Origin of the sequence: Bradyrhizobium sp. AZCC 2289 (assembly GCF_036924615.1) — a bacterium.
Classification (GTDB): domain Bacteria; phylum Pseudomonadota; class Alphaproteobacteria; order Rhizobiales; family Xanthobacteraceae; genus Bradyrhizobium.
Genome location: NZ_JAZHRY010000001.1, coordinates 4,951,405 through 4,969,305, shown reverse-complemented (window position 1 = coordinate 4,969,305; position 17,901 = coordinate 4,951,405). Strand labels below are relative to the sequence as shown.

The 17,901-nt window shown below is 60.0% G+C and carries 18 protein-coding genes and 2 pseudogenes; 14 read left to right on the top strand and 6 right to left on the bottom strand.

The genetic code is table 11. From position 1 onward, the window contains the following. Positions 1–5 precede the first annotated feature (5 nt). The 9 genes from V1289_RS23600 to V1289_RS23560 all read left to right on the top strand — a co-directional run bounded on the left by V1289_RS23600 (position 6) and on the right by V1289_RS23560 (position 4,682). Positions 6–350: a hypothetical protein gene (locus V1289_RS23600; protein ID WP_334399241.1), complete on the top strand. Its 345-nt coding sequence runs from the start codon at positions 6–8 to the stop codon at positions 348–350. After that, positions 347–2,341, top strand: a complete 1,995-nt coding sequence (locus V1289_RS23595; protein WP_334399239.1) for a hypothetical protein — start codon at positions 347–349, stop codon at positions 2,339–2,341. Before V1289_RS23600 ends, V1289_RS23595 begins: the two co-directional genes overlap by 4 nt. Continuing rightward, on the top strand, positions 2,341–2,553 hold the full coding sequence (locus tag V1289_RS23590; protein ID WP_334399237.1) for a hypothetical protein: 213 nt from the start codon (positions 2,341–2,343) through the stop codon (positions 2,551–2,553). Before V1289_RS23595 ends, V1289_RS23590 begins: the two co-directional genes overlap by 1 nt. 1 nt (position 2,554) lies before the next feature. Continuing rightward, on the top strand, positions 2,555–2,893 hold the full coding sequence (locus V1289_RS23585; protein WP_334399235.1) for a hypothetical protein: 339 nt from the start codon (positions 2,555–2,557) through the stop codon (positions 2,891–2,893). A gap of 292 nt (positions 2,894–3,185) precedes the next feature. Further along, on the top strand, positions 3,186–3,377 hold the full coding sequence (locus V1289_RS23580) for a bacteriocin (protein WP_334399233.1): 192 nt from the start codon (positions 3,186–3,188) through the stop codon (positions 3,375–3,377). A gap of 493 nt (positions 3,378–3,870) precedes the next feature. Next, a complete protein-coding gene (locus V1289_RS23575) occupies positions 3,871–4,149 on the top strand; it encodes a hypothetical protein (protein ID WP_334399231.1) in 279 nt (92 codons plus the stop codon). After that, a complete protein-coding gene (locus tag V1289_RS23570) occupies positions 4,146–4,355 on the top strand; it encodes a hypothetical protein (RefSeq protein ID WP_334399229.1) in 210 nt (69 codons plus the stop codon). The genes V1289_RS23575 and V1289_RS23570 overlap by 4 nt, the downstream gene beginning before the upstream one ends. Next, positions 4,352–4,540, top strand: coding sequence for a hypothetical protein (locus V1289_RS23565; protein ID WP_334399227.1), 189 nt, complete (start codon positions 4,352–4,354; stop codon positions 4,538–4,540). The genes V1289_RS23570 and V1289_RS23565 overlap by 4 nt, the downstream gene beginning before the upstream one ends. Beyond that, positions 4,524–4,682, top strand: coding sequence for a hypothetical protein (locus tag V1289_RS23560; protein ID WP_334399225.1), 159 nt, complete (start codon positions 4,524–4,526; stop codon positions 4,680–4,682). Before V1289_RS23565 ends, V1289_RS23560 begins: the two co-directional genes overlap by 17 nt. 213 nt (positions 4,683–4,895) lie before the next feature. On the opposite strand, the gene V1289_RS23555 is transcribed toward V1289_RS23560, so the two are convergent. The 6 genes and pseudogenes from V1289_RS23555 to V1289_RS23535 all read right to left on the bottom strand — a co-directional run bounded on the left by V1289_RS23555 (position 4,896) and on the right by V1289_RS23535 (position 10,584). Further along, positions 4,896–6,236, bottom strand: coding sequence for a type IIL restriction-modification enzyme MmeI (locus V1289_RS23555; RefSeq protein ID WP_334399223.1), 1,341 nt, complete (start codon positions 6,234–6,236; stop codon positions 4,896–4,898). Positions 6,237–6,347: 111 nt separating this feature from the next. Next, on the bottom strand, positions 6,348–6,707 hold the full coding sequence (locus V1289_RS23550) for a hypothetical protein (RefSeq protein WP_334399221.1): 360 nt from the start codon (positions 6,705–6,707) through the stop codon (positions 6,348–6,350). Between the two features lie 207 nt (positions 6,708–6,914). Beyond that, positions 6,915–8,302: pseudogene (locus tag V1289_RS23545) on the bottom strand (GntP family permease). A 41-nt stretch (positions 8,303–8,343) separates the two neighbouring features. Then, positions 8,344–8,457, bottom strand: a complete 114-nt coding sequence (locus V1289_RS49815; RefSeq protein ID WP_442896064.1) for a hypothetical protein — start codon at positions 8,455–8,457, stop codon at positions 8,344–8,346. 49 nt (positions 8,458–8,506) lie between these two features. Then, positions 8,507–8,824, bottom strand: a pseudogene (locus tag V1289_RS23540) (CBS domain-containing protein); the annotation flags it as partial. 89 nt (positions 8,825–8,913) lie between these two features. Next, the gene (locus V1289_RS23535; RefSeq protein ID WP_334399217.1) at positions 8,914–10,584 is read right to left on the bottom strand and encodes a PHA/PHB synthase family protein; all 1,671 of its coding nucleotides are present in this window, start codon (positions 10,582–10,584) and stop codon (positions 8,914–8,916) included. 543 nt (positions 10,585–11,127) lie between these two features. On the opposite strand from V1289_RS23535, the gene pflB reads away from it, so the two are divergent. The 5 genes from pflB (at position 11,128) to fabI (ending at position 17,882) form a co-directional block, all read left to right on the top strand. Next, on the top strand, positions 11,128–13,398 hold the full coding sequence (pflB, locus tag V1289_RS23530) for a formate C-acetyltransferase (RefSeq protein WP_334399216.1): 2,271 nt from the start codon (positions 11,128–11,130) through the stop codon (positions 13,396–13,398). 12 nt (positions 13,399–13,410) lie between these two features. Continuing rightward, positions 13,411–14,238: a pyruvate formate-lyase-activating protein gene (pflA, locus tag V1289_RS23525; RefSeq protein WP_334399214.1), complete on the top strand. Its 828-nt coding sequence runs from the start codon at positions 13,411–13,413 to the stop codon at positions 14,236–14,238. 40 nt (positions 14,239–14,278) lie between these two features. After that, positions 14,279–15,880: an aspartate:alanine exchanger family transporter gene (locus V1289_RS23520; protein WP_334399212.1), complete on the top strand. Its 1,602-nt coding sequence runs from the start codon at positions 14,279–14,281 to the stop codon at positions 15,878–15,880. A 35-nt stretch (positions 15,881–15,915) separates the two neighbouring features. Continuing rightward, positions 15,916–16,788, top strand: a complete 873-nt coding sequence (locus V1289_RS23515) for a formate/nitrite transporter family protein (RefSeq protein WP_334399210.1) — start codon at positions 15,916–15,918, stop codon at positions 16,786–16,788. 281 nt (positions 16,789–17,069) lie between these two features. After that, entirely contained in the window at positions 17,070–17,882 is an 813-nt protein-coding gene (gene fabI, locus V1289_RS23510) for an enoyl-ACP reductase FabI (protein WP_334407628.1), read from the top strand. The last annotated feature ends 19 nt before the right edge of the window (positions 17,883–17,901 follow it).

Sequence of the window (17,901 nt, the reverse complement as noted above, 5' to 3'; positions counted from 1 at the left end):
AGTGCATGGCCATCGTCAACATCACCACGCAGAACGATTCGGACTTCATCCGCTCGTTCGCCTACCAGACCGTGGCTGGTGCGCCGATTGATCTGACCGGCGACAAAATGCGGATGGGCATTCGCCGCCGCGCCCAGGATGTCACCGAGGAGCTGCTGCTCACAACCGAGAACGGCGGCCTTGAGATCACCGATGCGGTCAACGGCGTCTTTCAGGTCTGGATCACCAACGCGCAGCTGCTCGCGCTGCAGCTCGGCAACTATGAGCATTCGCTGATCCGCATTGTCGGCGCGCTGCAGCTTCGCATCTGGTCGGGCGCGCTGACCGTCAACGCGGGACCGAGTCGATGAACGATCTTCTCGTCACGCAGGATGTCGATGTCACCAGCGACGACATCACGGTGGTCGCCGACTTCGATGTCGAGGTCATCCAGACATTCGAGCAGGGAGCGCCCGGACCACAGGGGCCACCGGGACCGCTCGGCCCCGTCGGCCCGCCCGGTCCAGAAGGCCCGACAGGCAATACGATCTGGTACGGCACGCGCGATCCGATTACGGCCGACGGGCTGCCAGGCGACAGCTGGATCAACACCGCGACCAGCAAACTATTTGGTCCGAAGAGTACAGGCGGCATCTGGCCGCCCGGTGTGTCGCTGATCGGGCCGCAAGGTGTCCAAGGCGTACAAGGCGCGCAAGGCATCCAAGGCGTTCAGGGACCGCAGGGCAACCCCGGCCAGGAAGGCAACACCGTGCTCTATGGCGCGGCCGATCCGACCGGCGCGGTCGGTGTCGATGGCAACTTCTACATCAACACCACGACGCATTTTCTATTCGGCCCGAAGGCGGGCGGCGCATGGCCTGCTGGCACGTCGCTCGTTGGTCCGCAGGGTCCGCAGGGCATCCAAGGCATCCAAGGCGTTCAGGGCGTCCAAGGCCCGCAGGGGAATCCCGGCGTCGATGGCAACACGGTGCTCTATGGCACCGTCGATCCGGTCGCGGGCGCGGGCGTCAACGGCAACTTCTATATCAACACCTCGACGCATTTCATGTTTGGCCCGAAGGCAGGCGGCGCATGGCCTGCTGGCACCTCGCTGATCGGGCCGCAAGGCATTCAAGGCCCGCAGGGCATTCAGGGCATTCAGGGACCAGCGGGCGCAGGCAGTCCATCGACAAATGTGCCGCTCGTTGACAGCGGTGCTGGCGCGGTCGGCGTCTCGACCAACTTCGCGCGAGAGGATCACGTTCATCCGTTCCCGCCTGCGGTGCGCTTCGATGCCGCCCAGGCGCTGACCGGCGCGCAGATTTTGCAGGCGCGACAGAACATCTACGCCGCGCCGTTCGACGCGATGGCGTTCAGCGGCATCCAGATCAACGGCTCGTTCGACATCTCGCTGGAGAACGGGACCAACCAGATGAGCCTTCCGAACATCGGCAAGTATATCTGCGATACTTTCTATGTCGCCTGCATCACTCCCAGCGGCGGCGCGCTGAACTGCCAACAATATCAGGGCGGCGGCGCGCTCGGCTTCCCGAATACGCTGCGAATGATCGCCTCTCCGGCAGTGGCGCTGGCTGCTGCCGATTACACGGTTAGCATGTACATGATCGAGGGCAACCGCTGGGCGCGGCTCGGCTGGGGCAACTCAGGCGCGCTGCCGGTCACGCTCGCGTTCTGGGTCTTTTCGTATGCCGCGACCGGGATCGCGACGGCGAGCATCCGCAATGGAACCAACAACCGAAGTTATCTCGCGAACTTCAACATCCCGGTGGCGAACGTCTGGCAGTATGTCACGGTCACCATCCCCGGCGACATGGCGGGCGCATGGAGCACCGACACCGGCCTTGGTGCCTATGTCACGCTCTGCTTCGGCGCGGGCGCGAACTATCAGAGTGCGGCGGGTGTCTGGAACGCCGATGGTCATTTCGCGACCCCGCAGACCACAAACTTCTTCAGCGCCATAAACTACGGCATCCAGATCGCGGGGCTGGCGATCTTCCCCGGCGCGCAGGCTCCGACCGCCGCGCAGCATCCACTGATCATGCGGCCACCGCAAACCGAGTTGCCGCTGGTCGAGCGCTACTATCGGAGATTTAACTGGAACGCTGAAGGCTACGGAGCGCCGCGCGTCAACTGGACGACCGCGATGCCGCCGATGCGGGTGCCGCCATCCGTGGCGCGCTTGGCAGTCGGCACCATGACCAATATCCGAGCCAACGATCCAACGAACTACGTGATGGTGCAGGCGCTGGGTTACAATTCGCTTAACATCAGCATGGAAGCCGCTGCGACCGGGTGGGTGCAGTGCCTTAACTTTGTCGAAGCCCTGAACGCGAGGTTCTGATGGCCGAGTACAAGCTCACAACTTCCGATGCGGTGATCCGCACCATCGACAACACAATAATCCCGAACCATCCGGACAACGCAGACTGGATCGAATATCTGCAGTGGCTTGCGGACGGCGGCGTGCCCGATCCGTTGCCGCCGAAGATCGATCCCGAGCTGGACAGCATGGGCACCGGCAAGACCGCCAACCAGATTCTAGGAGCGACCTGAAATGTCCGCAGTCGATCACATCGCTACGGCGAGCGATCCGACCTTCGCCGGTCGCGTCATGATGCTGATGTTCAAGGTGGCGCAGAACGTCGCCAGCGAAGACCCGGCGACCGCGAACCACACCGAGCGCATCAACTATGCCAGCTTTGTGATCATGGGCCAGGAGAAGCCGCAGCTCGTCGCCGCGCATGTCATCTCGTCGAACCCGACGATTGGCGCGGCCATCGATAGCGATCCGGCAGCGCTCGGCTCCAACGTCCCTGACAGCGACATCGAGTTCGCGCTGTCCTCGATCTGGACCGCGCGCTCGCTGGCCTATGCTGCAATTGCGCCCGCATAGCCTACTGCCTCACCTCCTGTACGTCATTCTTCGCGAGACATGATGAGCAGCACCGGTCGGGTCTCTCGTCTGTTTATGGCACGAACCGGACCAACCGGGCCGACCTGATGATGTCCGTTGCTCGGGGTAACCCGGAGTGGCGGTTCGGGGCCGTCAGGACCGTTTCTGACCCAATTCGGACATCAACAGGACGCCTTCGTGATCTGCATCACAGCCGGGCTACGGCGTGTTGGTTATGACTATTCAACACTCAAAAATTAACCCACGCTTTCGTTTGAGACAGGAGACCGCCATGTTGGACCAAATCTTCGCCATAAAATGCGAGGAACTCACCGACGACGAACTCAACGCCATCTCCGGCGGCAAGGCCGGTGAGATAACGACAGAAAAGCCGGGAATATCCGCCAGCATGGTGTTCGGAGACCAGAAGCTGACGGTGTTTGCGTCCGCCGACTGCCATGGCTTGATTTGGTCGCCGAGATAACTCCGCCAAGGTTACGCTAGTTAACACTGACCTTCGATCAGCTCCCATGATGCCTTGGTCGATCATCTCGCCGCCGTGCGACAAGGCTCGCCCACGCCGACGAGGTGATCGAATTACAACTCGCTACACGAAACCATTTCTCGCGAAGCCATACTGTGCAGTCTGCAAGCCTTAAACATGCGACTAAACAGGATAGACCCATCCATTGGAGGAGACCATGACTACGCAAGAACTCACGAGCGACGCTCTAGATAATCGACAGCTGAGTAATGGAGAGTTGTACGTCGTAAATGGAGGCCTCGGGATCACCGTTTGCGCCTTCGGCTTTTGTGCGTCTGCCAGCACTGACGGTGTCTCGTTAGGTGTTGCGTTTGGCAAAGCCGCATCTCGGCCCGCTGGAGATGATCAACGATCTGCCGTTCATACCGCGTGGCGCGGCGGTGCAATCAGAGGGCCGCATGGTAGGCATGCTGCCGGTGCGAGGGACCCGACAATGACCTTTGTTCACAACCCGCCGAATGAACAGCTGCGCATCGATGAGGTCTGGCTGTTCATCTCGGTCGATGAAACAGGCGAAGGCGTATGCGCTGGCCCGCTGATGGGTCCGGGCACGCTGGTGCCGCTGATCGCCGCCGATCAAGCGCGCATGGAATCGCTGATCCCGGTCGCGCGCCAGATCGCCCAGGAGAGCGGCAAGCCGGTGAAGCTGATCAAGATGAGCGCCCGCGCCGAGCTGATGACCATCGCGCCCTTCGGATCGAGGACGCAATGAGCAGCCCGGAAGACTTCATCTGCCTTGGCTGCAAGGGCTTCATCCTCCGCCGAGGCCCGCGCGGCGGTTTGTCCGAGAACATCGAATACGTCGGCTGCGGCTCTCGTTTCAACGTCGCGCGCTGGCATGGCCTGCTGATCAGCGCCGAGCGCATCCCCAACGACAGCGTATGGCGCGAGGATATGTTCGCGAAGGTGCTGCAATGAGCGATCTGCGCAGCATGATCATCGCGCGGATCAGAGAGCGCGGCCCCAGCTTCTGGGTGCTCGATGCCTTTCATCATCTGGTCAGCAACGGGGCGTCGCCCGATGATGCGATCAAGGCGATGGACTTGTTCGTGGACGAGATGATCGAAAAAAAGAAGGCGCAGCAGAGTGATGCAGCAAGCTGATCAAGCACCCATCATCGCCAGGCAATTCGGCGATCTCACCGTGCTGGCGCATCCGCCCGCTAAGATGCTGAAGGCGCTGGCGGTGATCCTCGCCGAGCGGCTGGAGGAAGTTCACCGCCCGATCCGGTCGCGCCAGCAGTGACACGCGCGACCCGCGCGGTTGCGCAACGGGCTTGCCGCCGAGCACCGTCTCATCCTTCTCGGCTAGAGGATATGGGTCCCTTGCAGATCGGATCGCTCTTTCGGCGGCCTGCCGCCGAGAGCTTGGCCGTTGGACGCGAAGGCTTGAAGTGCTTTCGGAAGCAACGAGATTGCAGCGACGAATTATCCAAGGTGAAAATTTTGCCCCTGCTGCTCACGCAGCATACCGTCCGTCGGCCAGTTGCCTGGCTTGGCCAATCGCAGTCAGTGCCTTCAGAACCGGCTCAATTGTGCTGGCACGCTTCCCGTCAAAAATACGCGCCACATCTCGCGGGGAAAGCGGCTTTGGTGCTGCTGCTAGAATCTTGGAAATAGCTGTGACCTGATCCGGAAGGGATTTGGGCCAGAGCGTAAGGGCGGCAGAGGTTTTCGCCAACACAATTTCTCCCAAATCAAACGTAGGCATCGGCACTCCGATTTCCCCCGGCGCCTGAAGCTCAGGGCGAAGCCATTTCACGACTCCACGCTCCTCTTCCGCTGCTCGCTCTCGATTAAGGATAACCAGACGTGTCAGCACCTCTTCCTCTGTAAGGCTCACCGGCCAGTCGTACGCTTCCGCGATTAATTTGTCGATTTCATCGTGATGCTTTCGCAACAAGCTAACAAGGCCGCGATCATGGACCTCGCGCTCAGCGTCCTCCAGTTTGACGTTCGTACGAACCTTCTCAAGCACGTTGTAAAGGTTGGTCAGCGTGAGGTCAGGGTTCTCTTTTAGTATTTTCTTTCGTAATGCGTCGAGACTCTCGCCTTCAACCCGGATAAGCGCTTTGGACGACTCCGCTACATCCGAGGGAAACGGAAAGCGATTGAAGCAAACAGCATGATTGTAGTTTGAATCATTTCCGACGCCAAGCCAACCGCCAGTACGAAACGCCCATAGCTGATGAATACGGCTCGTCAGTAGCGCCAGGTGAAATGCGTCGTCGAGTGCAATTCCGACAATCTTCGCGTCAACAATATAATTTGCCGGCACGAAAACAAAAATCCGATGCTTCGCCGTTCGACAGGTTCCTATGAACCGCTTCAGACCTTGCGTGCCGCGTCGCAACGTTGGGGCGTTCTCACCGAAGAGCCACCAATTTTGCTTTCGCACCGATCTTCTATTTTGGTCGCGCTCGGGTTTCACGTTCGTCAGGATGTGCTGGTAGAGGCTCGGATTGCTGCCGCATACGCGATCCGCATGGCGCGCGGCATGCCTTGGGCTGATCTGGCTTTGCTTGGACTGATCTGGCTTTGTTTGGGCATCTTCAGCCATGCGCGCTTGCTGCATAGCTGGGGCTGGAGCCTGCCAGCGCTGCTCGAAAGCCAGCTCTGGGGTGATCGGAACGGTGCGGATCAGCACCGCAAATGGCTTTGGCGGATCGATAGCCGCAGGCGCTGGTGCGTTTTTTTGATCGAGCTGGACAAAGACAGCGCCGACCATCCACGCAGCCCACAGGGCTCCAGAAGCGATGGCCAGCTTGGTCGGGAATACGGGCTGCAGCAGCGGATGCATTCTCAATGCCTACCGCGCCCCAGCTGCTTCAGATGATGGCAACAAAAAACTCGCCCCAGATCAACCGGGGCGAGCTAATTTTTTTAAGATGATGTCACTTTCCGCGTATTGTCAGGCGGCCCGCCGCAGCTCCTCCTGCGCTGCAGCAGGTTCGGCGACGATGCGCCAGATCTCATCGGCCAGCTTTTGCAGGGCCTCGCGCTTCTCGCCGATGCGCGGGTCCTGATCGTAATGCTTGCCGGTCACCGCCGCGACCGCGCCCCGAGCAATCGCACTCGCGATGCCGTAATGAGTGGCCCCCTTACCCTCCTTGATTGCCTTCGCCGCTTCGTGAACAGATCGCAGGACAAGATCTCGGCTCGCTCCGCTCAATTCCTTCCCCGTCCGTGACAAGAAGGTTTCAAGCGGCATGCCGGAGACCGTCGCTCCCGACCAATGGATGATGGCTGACTCGCCGTGCTCTCCGAGCATGTAGGACTCGCCGCTTCCTCTGCGCTGACGATCTTTCCGCTGTCCAGCGCTCTCACTGGCGCAAGGGTAATTCGATTTGGCTCAGCTGACATGGATCCTCCACGAGCTTCCGAGTCGTCTATTGTTGACCTCTGTCGAAGCGCGACAGCAGCAAAACTGACCGTCAGGGAACTCTTGTTGCAAATTCCAGCCCTTCTGCTGTTTTTCTCAGTAGATGCCGGTCAAATAGTAAAATGCGATGACAACGAATACCGCGGCTGTCTTTGTCAGCGTGATCACGAACACGTCCTTGTAGGCCTGCCGATGCGTGAGGCCTGTCACCGCGAGCAGCGTGATGACGGCCCCGTTGTGTGAGGCAAGGTATCCATGCCGCCGCTCGCCATGGCCGCGACGCGATGGAAGACCTCGAGCGGGATATTTGCGGCCTGCGCGGCGGCGATGAAGGTATCGGACATCGCGGCCAAGGCGATGCTCATCCCCCCGGAGGCCGAGCCGGTGATACCGGCGAGCACCGTCACTGTGACGGCCTCGTTGACCAGCGGATTGGGAATTGCCTTGAGCGCGGCAGCAACCATCTCAAAACCCGGCAACAGCGCAATCACCCCGCCGAACCCGTATTCGGAGGCGGTATTGAGCGATGCCAGCAGCGCTCCGGCAACGGCCGCCTTGCTGCCATCGGCGAACTTCGCCAACACGGGCCGCCAGGCAAAGACGAACACCGTCAGGATGCCGAGCAGCAGCGCGCCTTCGACCGCCCAGATGGCCGCCAGCGGACCGACCTTCGTCGCGATCGCGTGGCCGCCGAGCGTGACCTCATGCGTTGCGCCGTAGGCGCGGCGCACCAGTTTCGTCAATATGATGTTTGCAACGCCGACCACGACCAGCGGCGAGAGCGCGATCCAGGCGTTCGGCAATTCCTTCTCCTCGAACGGCTCCGGCTCGTTCAGAAGCTCGGTGCCGTAACCCTCCCGGTTCCTGTGCGCGGCGCGGCGGCGGTTCTCGATATAGGCAATGCCCGCGACGAACACGAAAACGCTGCCGATCAGGCCAAGGACCGGGGCGGCCCACGTGGTCGTGTTGAAGAAGGTGGTCGGAATGATGTTCTGGATCTGCGGCGTTCCCGGCAAGGCATCCATCGTGAAGCTGAAGGCGCCGAGCGCGATGGTGGCCGGGATGAGTCGTTTGGGGATGTCTCCCTGGCGGAACATCTCGGCCGCAAACGGATAAACCGCGAACACCACGACGAACAGTGACACGCCGCCATAGGTCAGGATCGCGCAGACAACGACAATGGACAGGACCGCGCGCTCCCGCCCGAGCACCCCGATCACGGCCGACACGATCGACTTCGAGAAACCCGACAGTTCAATGACCTTGCCAAAGACTGCCCCGAGCATGAACACCGGGAAATAGTTTTTGACGAAGCCGACCATCTTCTCCATGAAGACACTGGAAAACAGCGGCGGGACCAGCGACGGATCTGTCAGCAACACGGCGCCCATTGCGGCAACCGGCGCAAACAGTATGACGCTGTAGCCGCGGTAGGCGACAAACATGAGGAAGACCAGAGCGGCCAGCACGATCAGGAGATTCATGGCGACACCCCCAATTCCAATGGTACTTGATCCGGGCAGGCTCACACCGTCGATGTGAGCATCGTCATGCGTTCGCGCTCAAGCTCGCCGATGATCTTGGCGTGATGTTCGACCGCCTCGCGCAGCAGGTCGCGGATCGAGACGACGCCGACCACCTTGCCATTCTTGAGAACCGGCAGGTGACGAAATTCCGTGAGCGTGCATCAGCCTCAGACATTCGGCAAAGGTATCCTCGATCCCCACCTTGACGACGTTTTTGACCATGATGTCCCCGACCGCAGTCGCCTCCGGCAACTTCCCGGCCAGCACCATGCGCCTGAGGCAATCGCGCTCGGACACAACGCCCGCGATCGCTTCGTTCTCCAGAACCACGAGAAAACCGATATTCTTCTCTTCCATGATCCGCACGGCCGCCAGCACAGTGTCCGTCGGACCGATGGTCCACAGAGTTCCCGACTTGAGAATCTGCTTCAGCGGCCTATAGGCGAGAATTTCCTCCGGGCGTCTAAGCGGATGATCCATCTTGCGTCACTCCGTGGTGGAATCGATATCAATGGGGCGTTGCATCTGTTCAGCGAGCTGCCCCCGGACATCAGCGTGCGGACAACAGCTCAATCCGATTTCTGCTTCACATAACGGCCGGGTGCTGCCTCGATGACATGAAAGTTGTCGTTGCCAGGCTGCGTCGGCGCCCGAACAGTGCCGCTTGAATGACGCTTCATCCAGGCGTCCCAATCGGGCCACCAGCTTCCCGGCTTCTCACTGGCCTCCTCCAGCCAATTTTTCGCGTCGCGATCGATATTGTCATTGAGCCAATAGCTGCGCTTGTTGCGGGCGGGCGGGTTGATGACACCCGCAACGTGACCACTAGCGGCCAGCACGAAGCGCGGATCTCTTCCCATCAGATCCTTCGACCGGTAGGCGCTTTGCCAAGGCACGATATGGTCCTCGCGGGATGCCAACAGATAGAGCGGCACTCTGATCTTCGAGAGGTCGACCGGCAGGCCACATTGAGTCGTCTTGCCGGACTCCTTGATCTTGTTCTCGAGATAGGTGTTGCGCGTATACCAGCAGTACATCGGACCCGGCAGGCTGACGCTATCGGAATCCCAGTACAGCAGGTCGAACGCCTCAGGCGTCGCGCCTTTCAAATAGTTCTCGACCACGTAGCGCCAGATCAGATCGTTGGCGCGTAGCGTCCCGAAGGTAAAGGCCAGTTCCTTCCCAGGCAGGATGCCACCTCTTCCGATCATCGTCTCGCGCAAAGCGACGGAGCTCTCGTCGATCAAGAGCCCAATATCCCCGGTGTCGGCAAAGTCGATCATCGTGGTCAGCAGCGTCATGGTCGCCAGCTTGTGTTCCCCGCGGGCGGCCAGCACCCCGGCCGCGCAGCTCAGGATCGTGCCGCCAACGCAAAAGCCCAACCCATGAATCCGGTCGGCTTCGGCAATATCGCGCACAACGTCGATTGCCGTGAGCGGTCCAAGCATCAAGTAGTCGTCCCAGGTCAGATACTGAGTTTCGGCCACCGCGCTGCGCCACGAGATCAGGAAGACGTGATGGCCTTGAGCAACTGCATATTCAACGAACGAATTTCCTGCGCCGAGATCCAGCAGGTAGTACTTGTTGATGCATGGCGGCACGATCAGAAGCGGTGTCTTCTCGACGTCGGTCGTCTGTGGCGCATATTCGATGAGCTGGATCAGCTCGTTTTCGAAGACGACCGATCCTGGCGTTGCCGCAAGATTTCGGCCGACCTCGAAGGCGGATTCATCAACCCGGGTGATGCGCCCTTTCTGGATGTCTTCGATCAGGTTCTGCATCCCGGTCGTCAGACTCGCCGCGCGTGTCTGGATTGCGGTTCGAATGACCTCGGGATTTGTCCCGGGAAAATTGGACGGGCTCATCGCATCAATGAATTGCCGTGCATAAAAGCGAAGCTGTAGCTTGGACTTATCATCGACCTGGGCTTGATCGACCAGATCGGCCAATTGCTTCGAGGTAAGCAGGTAGGATTGCTTGAGAAGATCAAAATAAGGCGACTGATGCCAGGCGTCGTCCTTGAACCGCTTGTCGCCTCGCGAGGGCTGAATGCTCGACGCGGTGCCCGCCGTGAACGCATTGACGATGCTGGCATTCCAGAGCCGCCAAGCCTGCGTCACGTAGTCGGGATATACCGCAAACGACGACGTTCCCTGACCCGTCGCGCGCCCGCCGCCTACGCCAATTGCCGCGGCGATCGCATCATCAAATTGCTTCATCGATTGCTGGCCGGCCTTCATCAGACTTTCAAGAGAGGCCGAAGATCTGCTTGGCGATGACGAATTGTCCATCCGAACCTCCCACGAACGCATTCGCTGTCGGTTGCTGCTGCCGCTGCTCTACGAACCGACAGAACTCCGACGGAAGCTCAAATCCCTCCAGCGCAAACCCGTTACCCTGGTCATTGCTGGGCTGCCGTTCTGCAACACGCTGACGGCTCCTTTATTGCAGCGCAGCAATCCGACTAATATCCGACCAATTAGGCAGACGGCGCAGGCCACCGGCGGACGTCAGGTTCTGGTCTCCGGGCCAATATGACGATTGGTGCGATCGGCAAATCGTCCGGTAGCCAGGACCGCAATGCTGATGGACCCTTCGCCGCCTAACTCGCCTCGGTTGCTTGGCCAGGAACGTACGGTCTGGCCGGTCAAGTCACTCCGGCTTGATCTAGATCAACGAAACGAATCCACATCATTAGAACCTGATCGAGTGCAGCGAATGCAGTGTGCTCCTGGCGTCTGGCCGTGAAGCAAATCAAAAGCATAATTGCGATGGAGGCGTCCATGAAAGCGAGCGCGGCTCTTAGGAAAGAAGGCGATGCCGGAGATTGCTGGAGAGGTTTTCGGCCGGGCGATTGGCGCACTTCCATTAGCGTTCGCGATTTCATCGTCAGGAATGTTACGCCTTATGCCGGCAACGAGGACTTCCTGACCAGCGCATCGCAGCGCACGAAGGCCGTTTGGGCGAAACTACAGCCATACTTCGCGGACGAAAGGAAAAAGGGTGTTCTGGCGGTCGATACCAAGACGCCTTCCACCCTGCTGGCCCACAAGGCAGGTTACATCGACCGTGACAATGAGATCATCGTAGGACTTCAGACCGACCAGCCGTTCAAGCGTGCCATCTTTCCGTTCGGCGGTTTGAGAATGGTCGAGGCAGGCATCAAAGCCGCCGGTTTCGAACCGGATCCGGCGGTGCACGAGACCTTCACCAAGTACCGCAGGTCGCACAATGACGGCGTCTTCGACGCCTATACGCCGGAGATCATGAATTGCCGCCGGTCCGGCATCATTACCGGACTTCCGGATGCCTACGGCCGCGGCCGCATCATCGGCGACTATCGCCGCGTGGCGCTCTACGGAGTCGATCGCCTCATCGAAGTAAAGCGCGCCGAACGAGCGCAGATCGACGACATGTGGCCGACCGACGAGATCATTCGGACACGCGAAGAGCTGTCCGAGCAGATCCGCGCACTCGAGGATCTGGCGTCGATGGCGAAGTTCTATGATCGCGATATTTCGAAGCCGGCCACGAATGCCCAGGAGGCGTTCCAGTGGACCTATTTCGCTTATCTCGGCGCCATCAAGGAAGCCAACGGTGCGGCGATGTCGATCGGCCGCATCTCGAGCTTCCTCGACATCTACATCGAGCGTGACCTGAAGGCTGGTGCTCTGGACGAGGCGCGCGCCCAGGAACTGTGGGACCAGCTGGTGCAAAAGCTGCGCATCGTGCGCTTCCTTCGGACGCCAGACTACGACGCGCTGTTCAGCGGCGACCCCTATTGGGCGACCGAGTGTGTCGGCGGCATGGATCTCGACGGGCGCGCTCTCGTGACGAAGAGCAGCTACCGGATGCTGCATACGCTCTACAATCTGGGGCCGGCGCCGGAGCCGAACATCACGGTGCTCTGGTCGAGCCATATGCCCGCGCCGTTCAAGCGCTACTGCGTCAAGGTCAGCCGTGACACGTCTTCGCTGCAATACGAGAACGACGATCTGATGCGGCCGTTCTGGGGCGACGACTACGGCATCGCCTGCTGCGTCTCGGCGATGCGGCTGGGCAAGCAGATGCAGTTCTTCGGCGCTCGTGTCAATTTCGCCAAGGCTCTGCTTTACGCTATCAATGGCGGCCGCGACGAGGTCTCCGGCGATCAGGTCGCGCCGCGAACAATGCCTGTTGTCGGCGACTTCCTCGACTATGACGACGTCATGGCCAAATTCGACACCACGATGGAATGGCTGGCCAAAACCTATGTGCATGCCATGAACTGTATTCATTACATGCACGACAAGTATTTCTACGAGCGCCTCGAAATGGCGCTGCACGACCGCGACATCCTGCGAACGATGGCATTCGGGATCGCGGGTCTTTCAGTCGTTGCCGACAGTCTGAGCGCGATCAAGTACGGGAAGATGCGCGTCACGCGCGACGCCACGGACCTGATTGTCGACTATCAGAACGAAGGCAACCAATCGACGCCGCAGTTTGGCAACAACGACGATCGGGTCGATCAGATCGCCTCCAGCCTGGTTACGAGCTTCATGGACAAGATCCGCAAGCATCCGACCTACCGGAACGCGACGCACACCCAGAGCGTGCTGACGATCACGTCCAATGTCGTCTACGGCAAGGCCACCGGAAATACGCCGGACGGACGGCGCAAGGGCGAGCCGTTCGGGCCGGGCGCCAACCCGATGCATGGGCGCGACAGCCATGGCTGGCTGGCCTCCTGCCTGTCGGTCGCGAAGCTTCCGTACAAGGATTCGCTGGACGGCATCAGCTACACCGTCTCCGTCGCGCCGCAGAAAACCCACCTGTCGGACAGCCAGTTGCTGGATGAGGCGGTCAAGGCCTTCGACGTCTATTTCGATCGCGGCGGCTTCCACATGAACCTGAACGTGATCGACAAGGAGACGCTCGAGGACGCGATCAAGAACCCGGACAAATACCCGCAGCTCACGATCCGGGTCTCGGGTTACGCGGTGAACTTCGTCCGGCTGACGCCGGAGCAGCAGCGAGACGTGATCAGCCGTACCTTCCACGGCCAGATTTGATCGAGGTGCACAATGTCGACGGTGCAGGCACTGGAGCCCGGAAGTCGTTACGACCTCCGGGTCGGGATTTCGCCCGACGCGCCCGATGAAAGCACGATCAAGGACGAGGTCGGCTCGTTCGGCTATTGCCATTCCTACGAAACGTCGTCGCGTTACGACGGTCCCGGTCTGCGCCTCGTGCTGTTTCTTTCGGGCTGCCTGCTGCGCTGTACCTATTGCCACAACCCGGACACCTGGCACCTCAAGGACGGCACCTATGTCTCGGTCGACCATGTGCTCCGCCGCATTGCCGATTTCGCGACTTCCATCCAGGCGCTCGGTGGCGGGCTGACGATCACGGGCGGCGAGCCGATGGTGCAGCTGGCTTTCACCAAGCGGATCCTCGCCGGCGCCAGGCGCATGGGCCTGCACACGGCGATACAGACGTCCGGATTTCTGGGCGACCGCGCCGACGAAAGCTTCCTGTCCGAGGTCGACCTCGTCTTGCTCGATATCAAAAGCTCGGATCCGGAAACCTACCGGCGAACCACCGAACGCGATATCGCACCCACGCTTCGCTTCGCCGAGCGTCTGGCGTCGTTGTCGAAGCCCGTTTGGGTTCGCTTCACGCTAGTGCCTGGCGAGACCGACGACCCCGCGAATGTTGATGGCATTGCACGATTTGTCGCGCCCATGAAGAACGTCCAATGGGTAGAGGTGCAGCCATTCCACCAGATGGGTTCGTTCAAGTGGAAGGCGATGGGCCTTGAATACAAGCTCGAAAACACCCAGCCGCCGAGCCGCGATCTGGTGAACCGGGTGATCGAACAATTTCGTGCCGCAGGGTGCCAGGCACGCTGATTCAAACAGATGACCGGCCGATCCGGGGGAGTTAAGACACATGTTGGATCTTGCACGCGACATCATCGGCAGCCAGCCGATCCTGACGGCGTTTCTCGCGATCGGACTGGGCTACCTGGTCGGCCAGATCAGCGTAGCCGGGTTTTCGCTCGGGGTCGGCGCGGTACTGTTCGTCGCCCTTGCGATCGGCGCATTCGCGCCGAAGGCCCAGATCATCGGACCCATCGGCCTGACCGGGCTGATCATGTTCCTGTACGGCATCGGCATCCTGTATGGCCGCCAATTTTTCGAAGGCATCCTTGGCAGCGGCCAGAAATACAATCTGCTGGCGCTGGTCGCCTGTCTCGCCGGCCTGCTGGTTGCGCTCGGACTGGGACGCGTCTTCGGCATCAAGATCGGCCACACGCTTGGTCTCTACGCGGGATCGATGACGAGCACGGCGTCGCTGCAAGCGGCGCTTGAAGTCATGAAGAACAAGGATCCGTCGATCGGCTATTCCATCGCCTACCCGTTTGGGGTTCTCGGCCCGATCCTCTGCATCTATTTCATGACACGCATCGTGAAGCCCAAATTCCCCGCCAAAGTACAGCGCTTCCACATGGGCGAAATCTCGATAGGCGAAGGCTTTTCCGGCCGGAAACTCGACGATCTAACCGGGGGAGTGCTGAGCGACGTCCAGGTGACCATGATTCGCAAGGGCGGGAAAAATTTCGTTCCGACAGGCGATACGGTCGTGTCCGTCGGCGACGCGTTGCTGGTCATCTCCGAGCGCGAAGAAGCAATCGCCGAGGCGGCCGCACAACTCGGGAAACTCGAGCCGGGCAGGCTGGCGAGCGATCGCGCCGATCTCGACTACATCCGCGTCTTTGTCGGAAAGGCCAGCGTGGTCGGCATACCGCTTGCCAGTCTTCCGATGCCATCGGGTTATCCGACACATCTGCTGCACGTTCGCCGTTACGATGCCGACCTGGTGCCGTCACCCGACCTGATGCTGGAGTTCGGAGACCGGGTCGGCGTGTTGACGCCACCTGACCGAAAGGAAGAGATCCGACGTCACTTCGGCGACACGGTGAAGGCAGCAGCCGAGTTCAGTTATGTATCGCTCGGGCTCGGGATGGTGCTGGGCGTCCTGCTCGGGCTTATTCCGATTCCAATCCCGGGCGTTGGAATCGTCACCCTCGGCATCGGGGGAGGGCCGCTGATCGTCGCGCTCATTTTTGGCAAGCTTCGTCGTACGGGTCCTCTGCTTTGGACGATGCCGTTGCCGGCGAACATCGTTCTCCGGAACTTCGGCCTGGCGTTGTTCCTGGCCACCGTAGGTGTCAACGCCGGGCAGCCGTTCGTCCGCACTGTGGCTGAATCGGGTTTCACGATGCTGTTCATCGGCGTGGCCGTGCTGCTGACGACCGTGTTTGTCGTTCTGGTGGTCGGCCACTACGTCATGAAGATTCCCTATGACGACCTGGTCGGCGTCGCGTCTGGGGCCACCGGAAATCCCGCCATCCTGGTTTATTCGACCAAGATGGCGCCGACCGACCGACCCGATATCGGCTACGCCATGATCTTCCCGTCGATGACGCTGGTGAAGGTGATTGCCGCGCAGATCGTCGGACTTCTGGCCACGGGCGGCGCAGGCGGGTAGGGGCGTCGAACTGACCGTGAGCGAGGGCAACAGGAATGGCTGAACCGACAGCACCCGCGCCACAACCGCCCATCTTCAATTTGCAGGCGTACAGTCCTGCCGAGATCAAGCAGGCTGTCGAAAAGGTCGGAGTGAAGAAGGCCAATCTGCCCTTTCTGGCCTCCTTCATGCTGGCGACCGTGGCAGGCGGCGGTGTCGGCTTCGGCGCGCTCTACTATACAATCGTTGCCAGTGACGCGGCGCTCAGCTTCGCCACGACACGCGTTGTCGGCGGAGTTGTTTTCACTCTCGGATTGGCACTCGTCCTTGTTGGAGGCGCCGAACTGTTTACGGGCAACAACTTGATCGTGATGGCCTGGGCAAGCGGAACGGTGTCAACGCGCACGATGCTGCGCAACTGGACCATCGTCTGGTTCGGCAACTTGTTTGGATCGCTTGGGCTCGTTGTTCTCGTCTTTTTTTCGCATCATCTCGATATGAATGATGGCCGCATCGGATTGTCTGTGTTGAATACGGCAGCCGGCAAGATCCGTCCCGACATGGTGACGCTGTTCTTCAAGGGCATTCTGTGCAACGTGCTCGTGTGCGCGGCAGTCTGGCTGGCCTATGCGGGCCGGTCGGTCACCGACAAGATGGTTGCGGTCATATTGCCGGTCTCAGCCTTCATAGCGGCCGGATTCGAGCACTGCGTCGCCAACATGTATTTCCTGCCGTTGGCATGGCTGCTGATCCAGACGGGCCACGTTCCGGCAAATTTTGACGCCTCGCCTATCACCATGTCTGGGATCGTCCACAATCTCGTACCGGTAACTCTAGGCAACATCGTTGGGGGTGCCGGCTTTGTCGGCGCCTTCTACTGGGCGATTTATCGGGCAGCGTTCGGCGCGTCGTATCCGGACGAAAAGTAGTTCCTACAGGACTTAACAACCCGCACAGGAAGATCGTTATGCCGCTTGCGAAAGTCGATTGGGAGCCCAACAAGGACATGCCCGTTGGGAAAGGCGCGACCATCCAGCAGTTCTTCACGACACTCGGGAAAGATCGCTTCGAGATTAGCGTGGCTCCCTGGGGCGAAGGCCAGTTGAAGGTCAATGATCGGGAGGTCGCCAGGACTGCGGAAGCGAAAGACCGTCGTCAGGCGTTCGCCCTCTTGAAAGACGCCGCAGAACGCTACGCACGCGGCGAGCCGATGGGCGGCTCGACAAAAGGCAAGGCCCGTCTCATACCAGCGGTCAAGGCGAAGTTGCTGGAGGGAAAGAAGGGTCTAGTTGTCGGCATCGCGAACGAGCAATCGATAGCCTGGGGATGTGCCGCCGCTTTCCGCGCCTTCGGCGCCGATCTGGCCGTGACCTATCTGAACGACAAAGCCAAGAAGCATGTAGCCCCTTTGGCTCAAGTGCTGGAGTCCTCGATCGTGATGCCGCTCGATGTCCGTGTCCCCGGGCAAATGGAGGCCGTATTCGATAAGATATCAAAGGAGTGGGGCAAGCTGGACTTCGTCGTGCATTCGATTGCATTCGCTCCACAGGATGCGCTGCATGGTCGGGTTGTCGACGTGTCTTTGGAAGGCTTTTCGACCACCATGCAGGTCTCATGTTGGACATTCCTTCGGATGGCCAAACTTGCCGAGCCTTTGATGAAGAAGGGAGGCACGCTGTTCACCATGACTTATTATGGAAGCCAAACGGTGGTGAAGAACTACAACATTATGGGCGTAGCGAAGGCCGCCTTAGAAAGCGCGGTCAAATACGTATCTGCCGAGCTTGGTCCAAAAGGGATTCGCGTACACGCCATCTCGCCAGGACCGCTTGCGACACGAGCTGCTTCTGGCATACCCGAGTTTGACAAATTGCTGGAAAAGGCCAAGGCCAAGGCTCCCGCGCGCAGCCTCGTGACCATCGAAGACGTCGGTGCGGCAACGGCGTTCCTGGCTCACGACGCGGCCCGGCTGATTACTGGTGATACGATTTACATTGATGGCGGATATCACGTTGTCGACTAGCGGCGACAGTTAGCAGACG

Bases quoted from the DNA above. Each gene is read 5' to 3' on its own strand.
- V1289_RS23555 (WP_334399223.1), bottom strand. From the start codon at position 6,236: ATGCATCCGCTGCTGCAGCCCGTATTCCCGACCAAGCTGGCCATCGCT.
- V1289_RS23550 (WP_334399221.1), bottom strand. From the start codon at position 6,707: ATGCTCGGAGAGCACGGCGAGTCAGCCATCATCCATTGGTCGGGAGCG.
- V1289_RS23565 (WP_334399227.1), top strand. From the start codon at position 4,352: ATGAGCGATCTGCGCAGCATGATCATCGCGCGGATCAGAGAGCGCGGC.
- V1289_RS23595 (WP_334399239.1), top strand. From the start codon at position 347: ATGAACGATCTTCTCGTCACGCAGGATGTCGATGTCACCAGCGACGAC.
- pflA (WP_334399214.1), top strand. From the start codon at position 13,411: ATGTCGACGGTGCAGGCACTGGAGCCCGGAAGTCGTTACGACCTCCGG.
- V1289_RS23585 (WP_334399235.1), top strand. From the start codon at position 2,555: ATGTCCGCAGTCGATCACATCGCTACGGCGAGCGATCCGACCTTCGCC.
- fabI (WP_334407628.1), top strand. From the start codon at position 17,070: ATGGGCGGCTCGACAAAAGGCAAGGCCCGTCTCATACCAGCGGTCAAG.
- V1289_RS23600 (WP_334399241.1), top strand. From the start codon at position 6: ATGGCCATCGTCAACATCACCACGCAGAACGATTCGGACTTCATCCGC.
- V1289_RS23570 (WP_334399229.1), top strand. From the start codon at position 4,146: ATGAGCAGCCCGGAAGACTTCATCTGCCTTGGCTGCAAGGGCTTCATC.
- V1289_RS23520 (WP_334399212.1), top strand. From the start codon at position 14,279: ATGTTGGATCTTGCACGCGACATCATCGGCAGCCAGCCGATCCTGACG.
- V1289_RS23580 (WP_334399233.1), top strand. From the start codon at position 3,186: ATGTTGGACCAAATCTTCGCCATAAAATGCGAGGAACTCACCGACGAC.
- pflB (WP_334399216.1), top strand. From the start codon at position 11,128: ATGAAAGCGAGCGCGGCTCTTAGGAAAGAAGGCGATGCCGGAGATTGC.
- V1289_RS23590 (WP_334399237.1), top strand. From the start codon at position 2,341: ATGGCCGAGTACAAGCTCACAACTTCCGATGCGGTGATCCGCACCATC.
- V1289_RS23515 (WP_334399210.1), top strand. From the start codon at position 15,916: ATGGCTGAACCGACAGCACCCGCGCCACAACCGCCCATCTTCAATTTG.
- V1289_RS23575 (WP_334399231.1), top strand. From the start codon at position 3,871: ATGACCTTTGTTCACAACCCGCCGAATGAACAGCTGCGCATCGATGAG.
- V1289_RS23535 (WP_334399217.1), bottom strand. From the start codon at position 10,584: ATGAAGGCCGGCCAGCAATCGATGAAGCAATTTGATGATGCGATCGCC.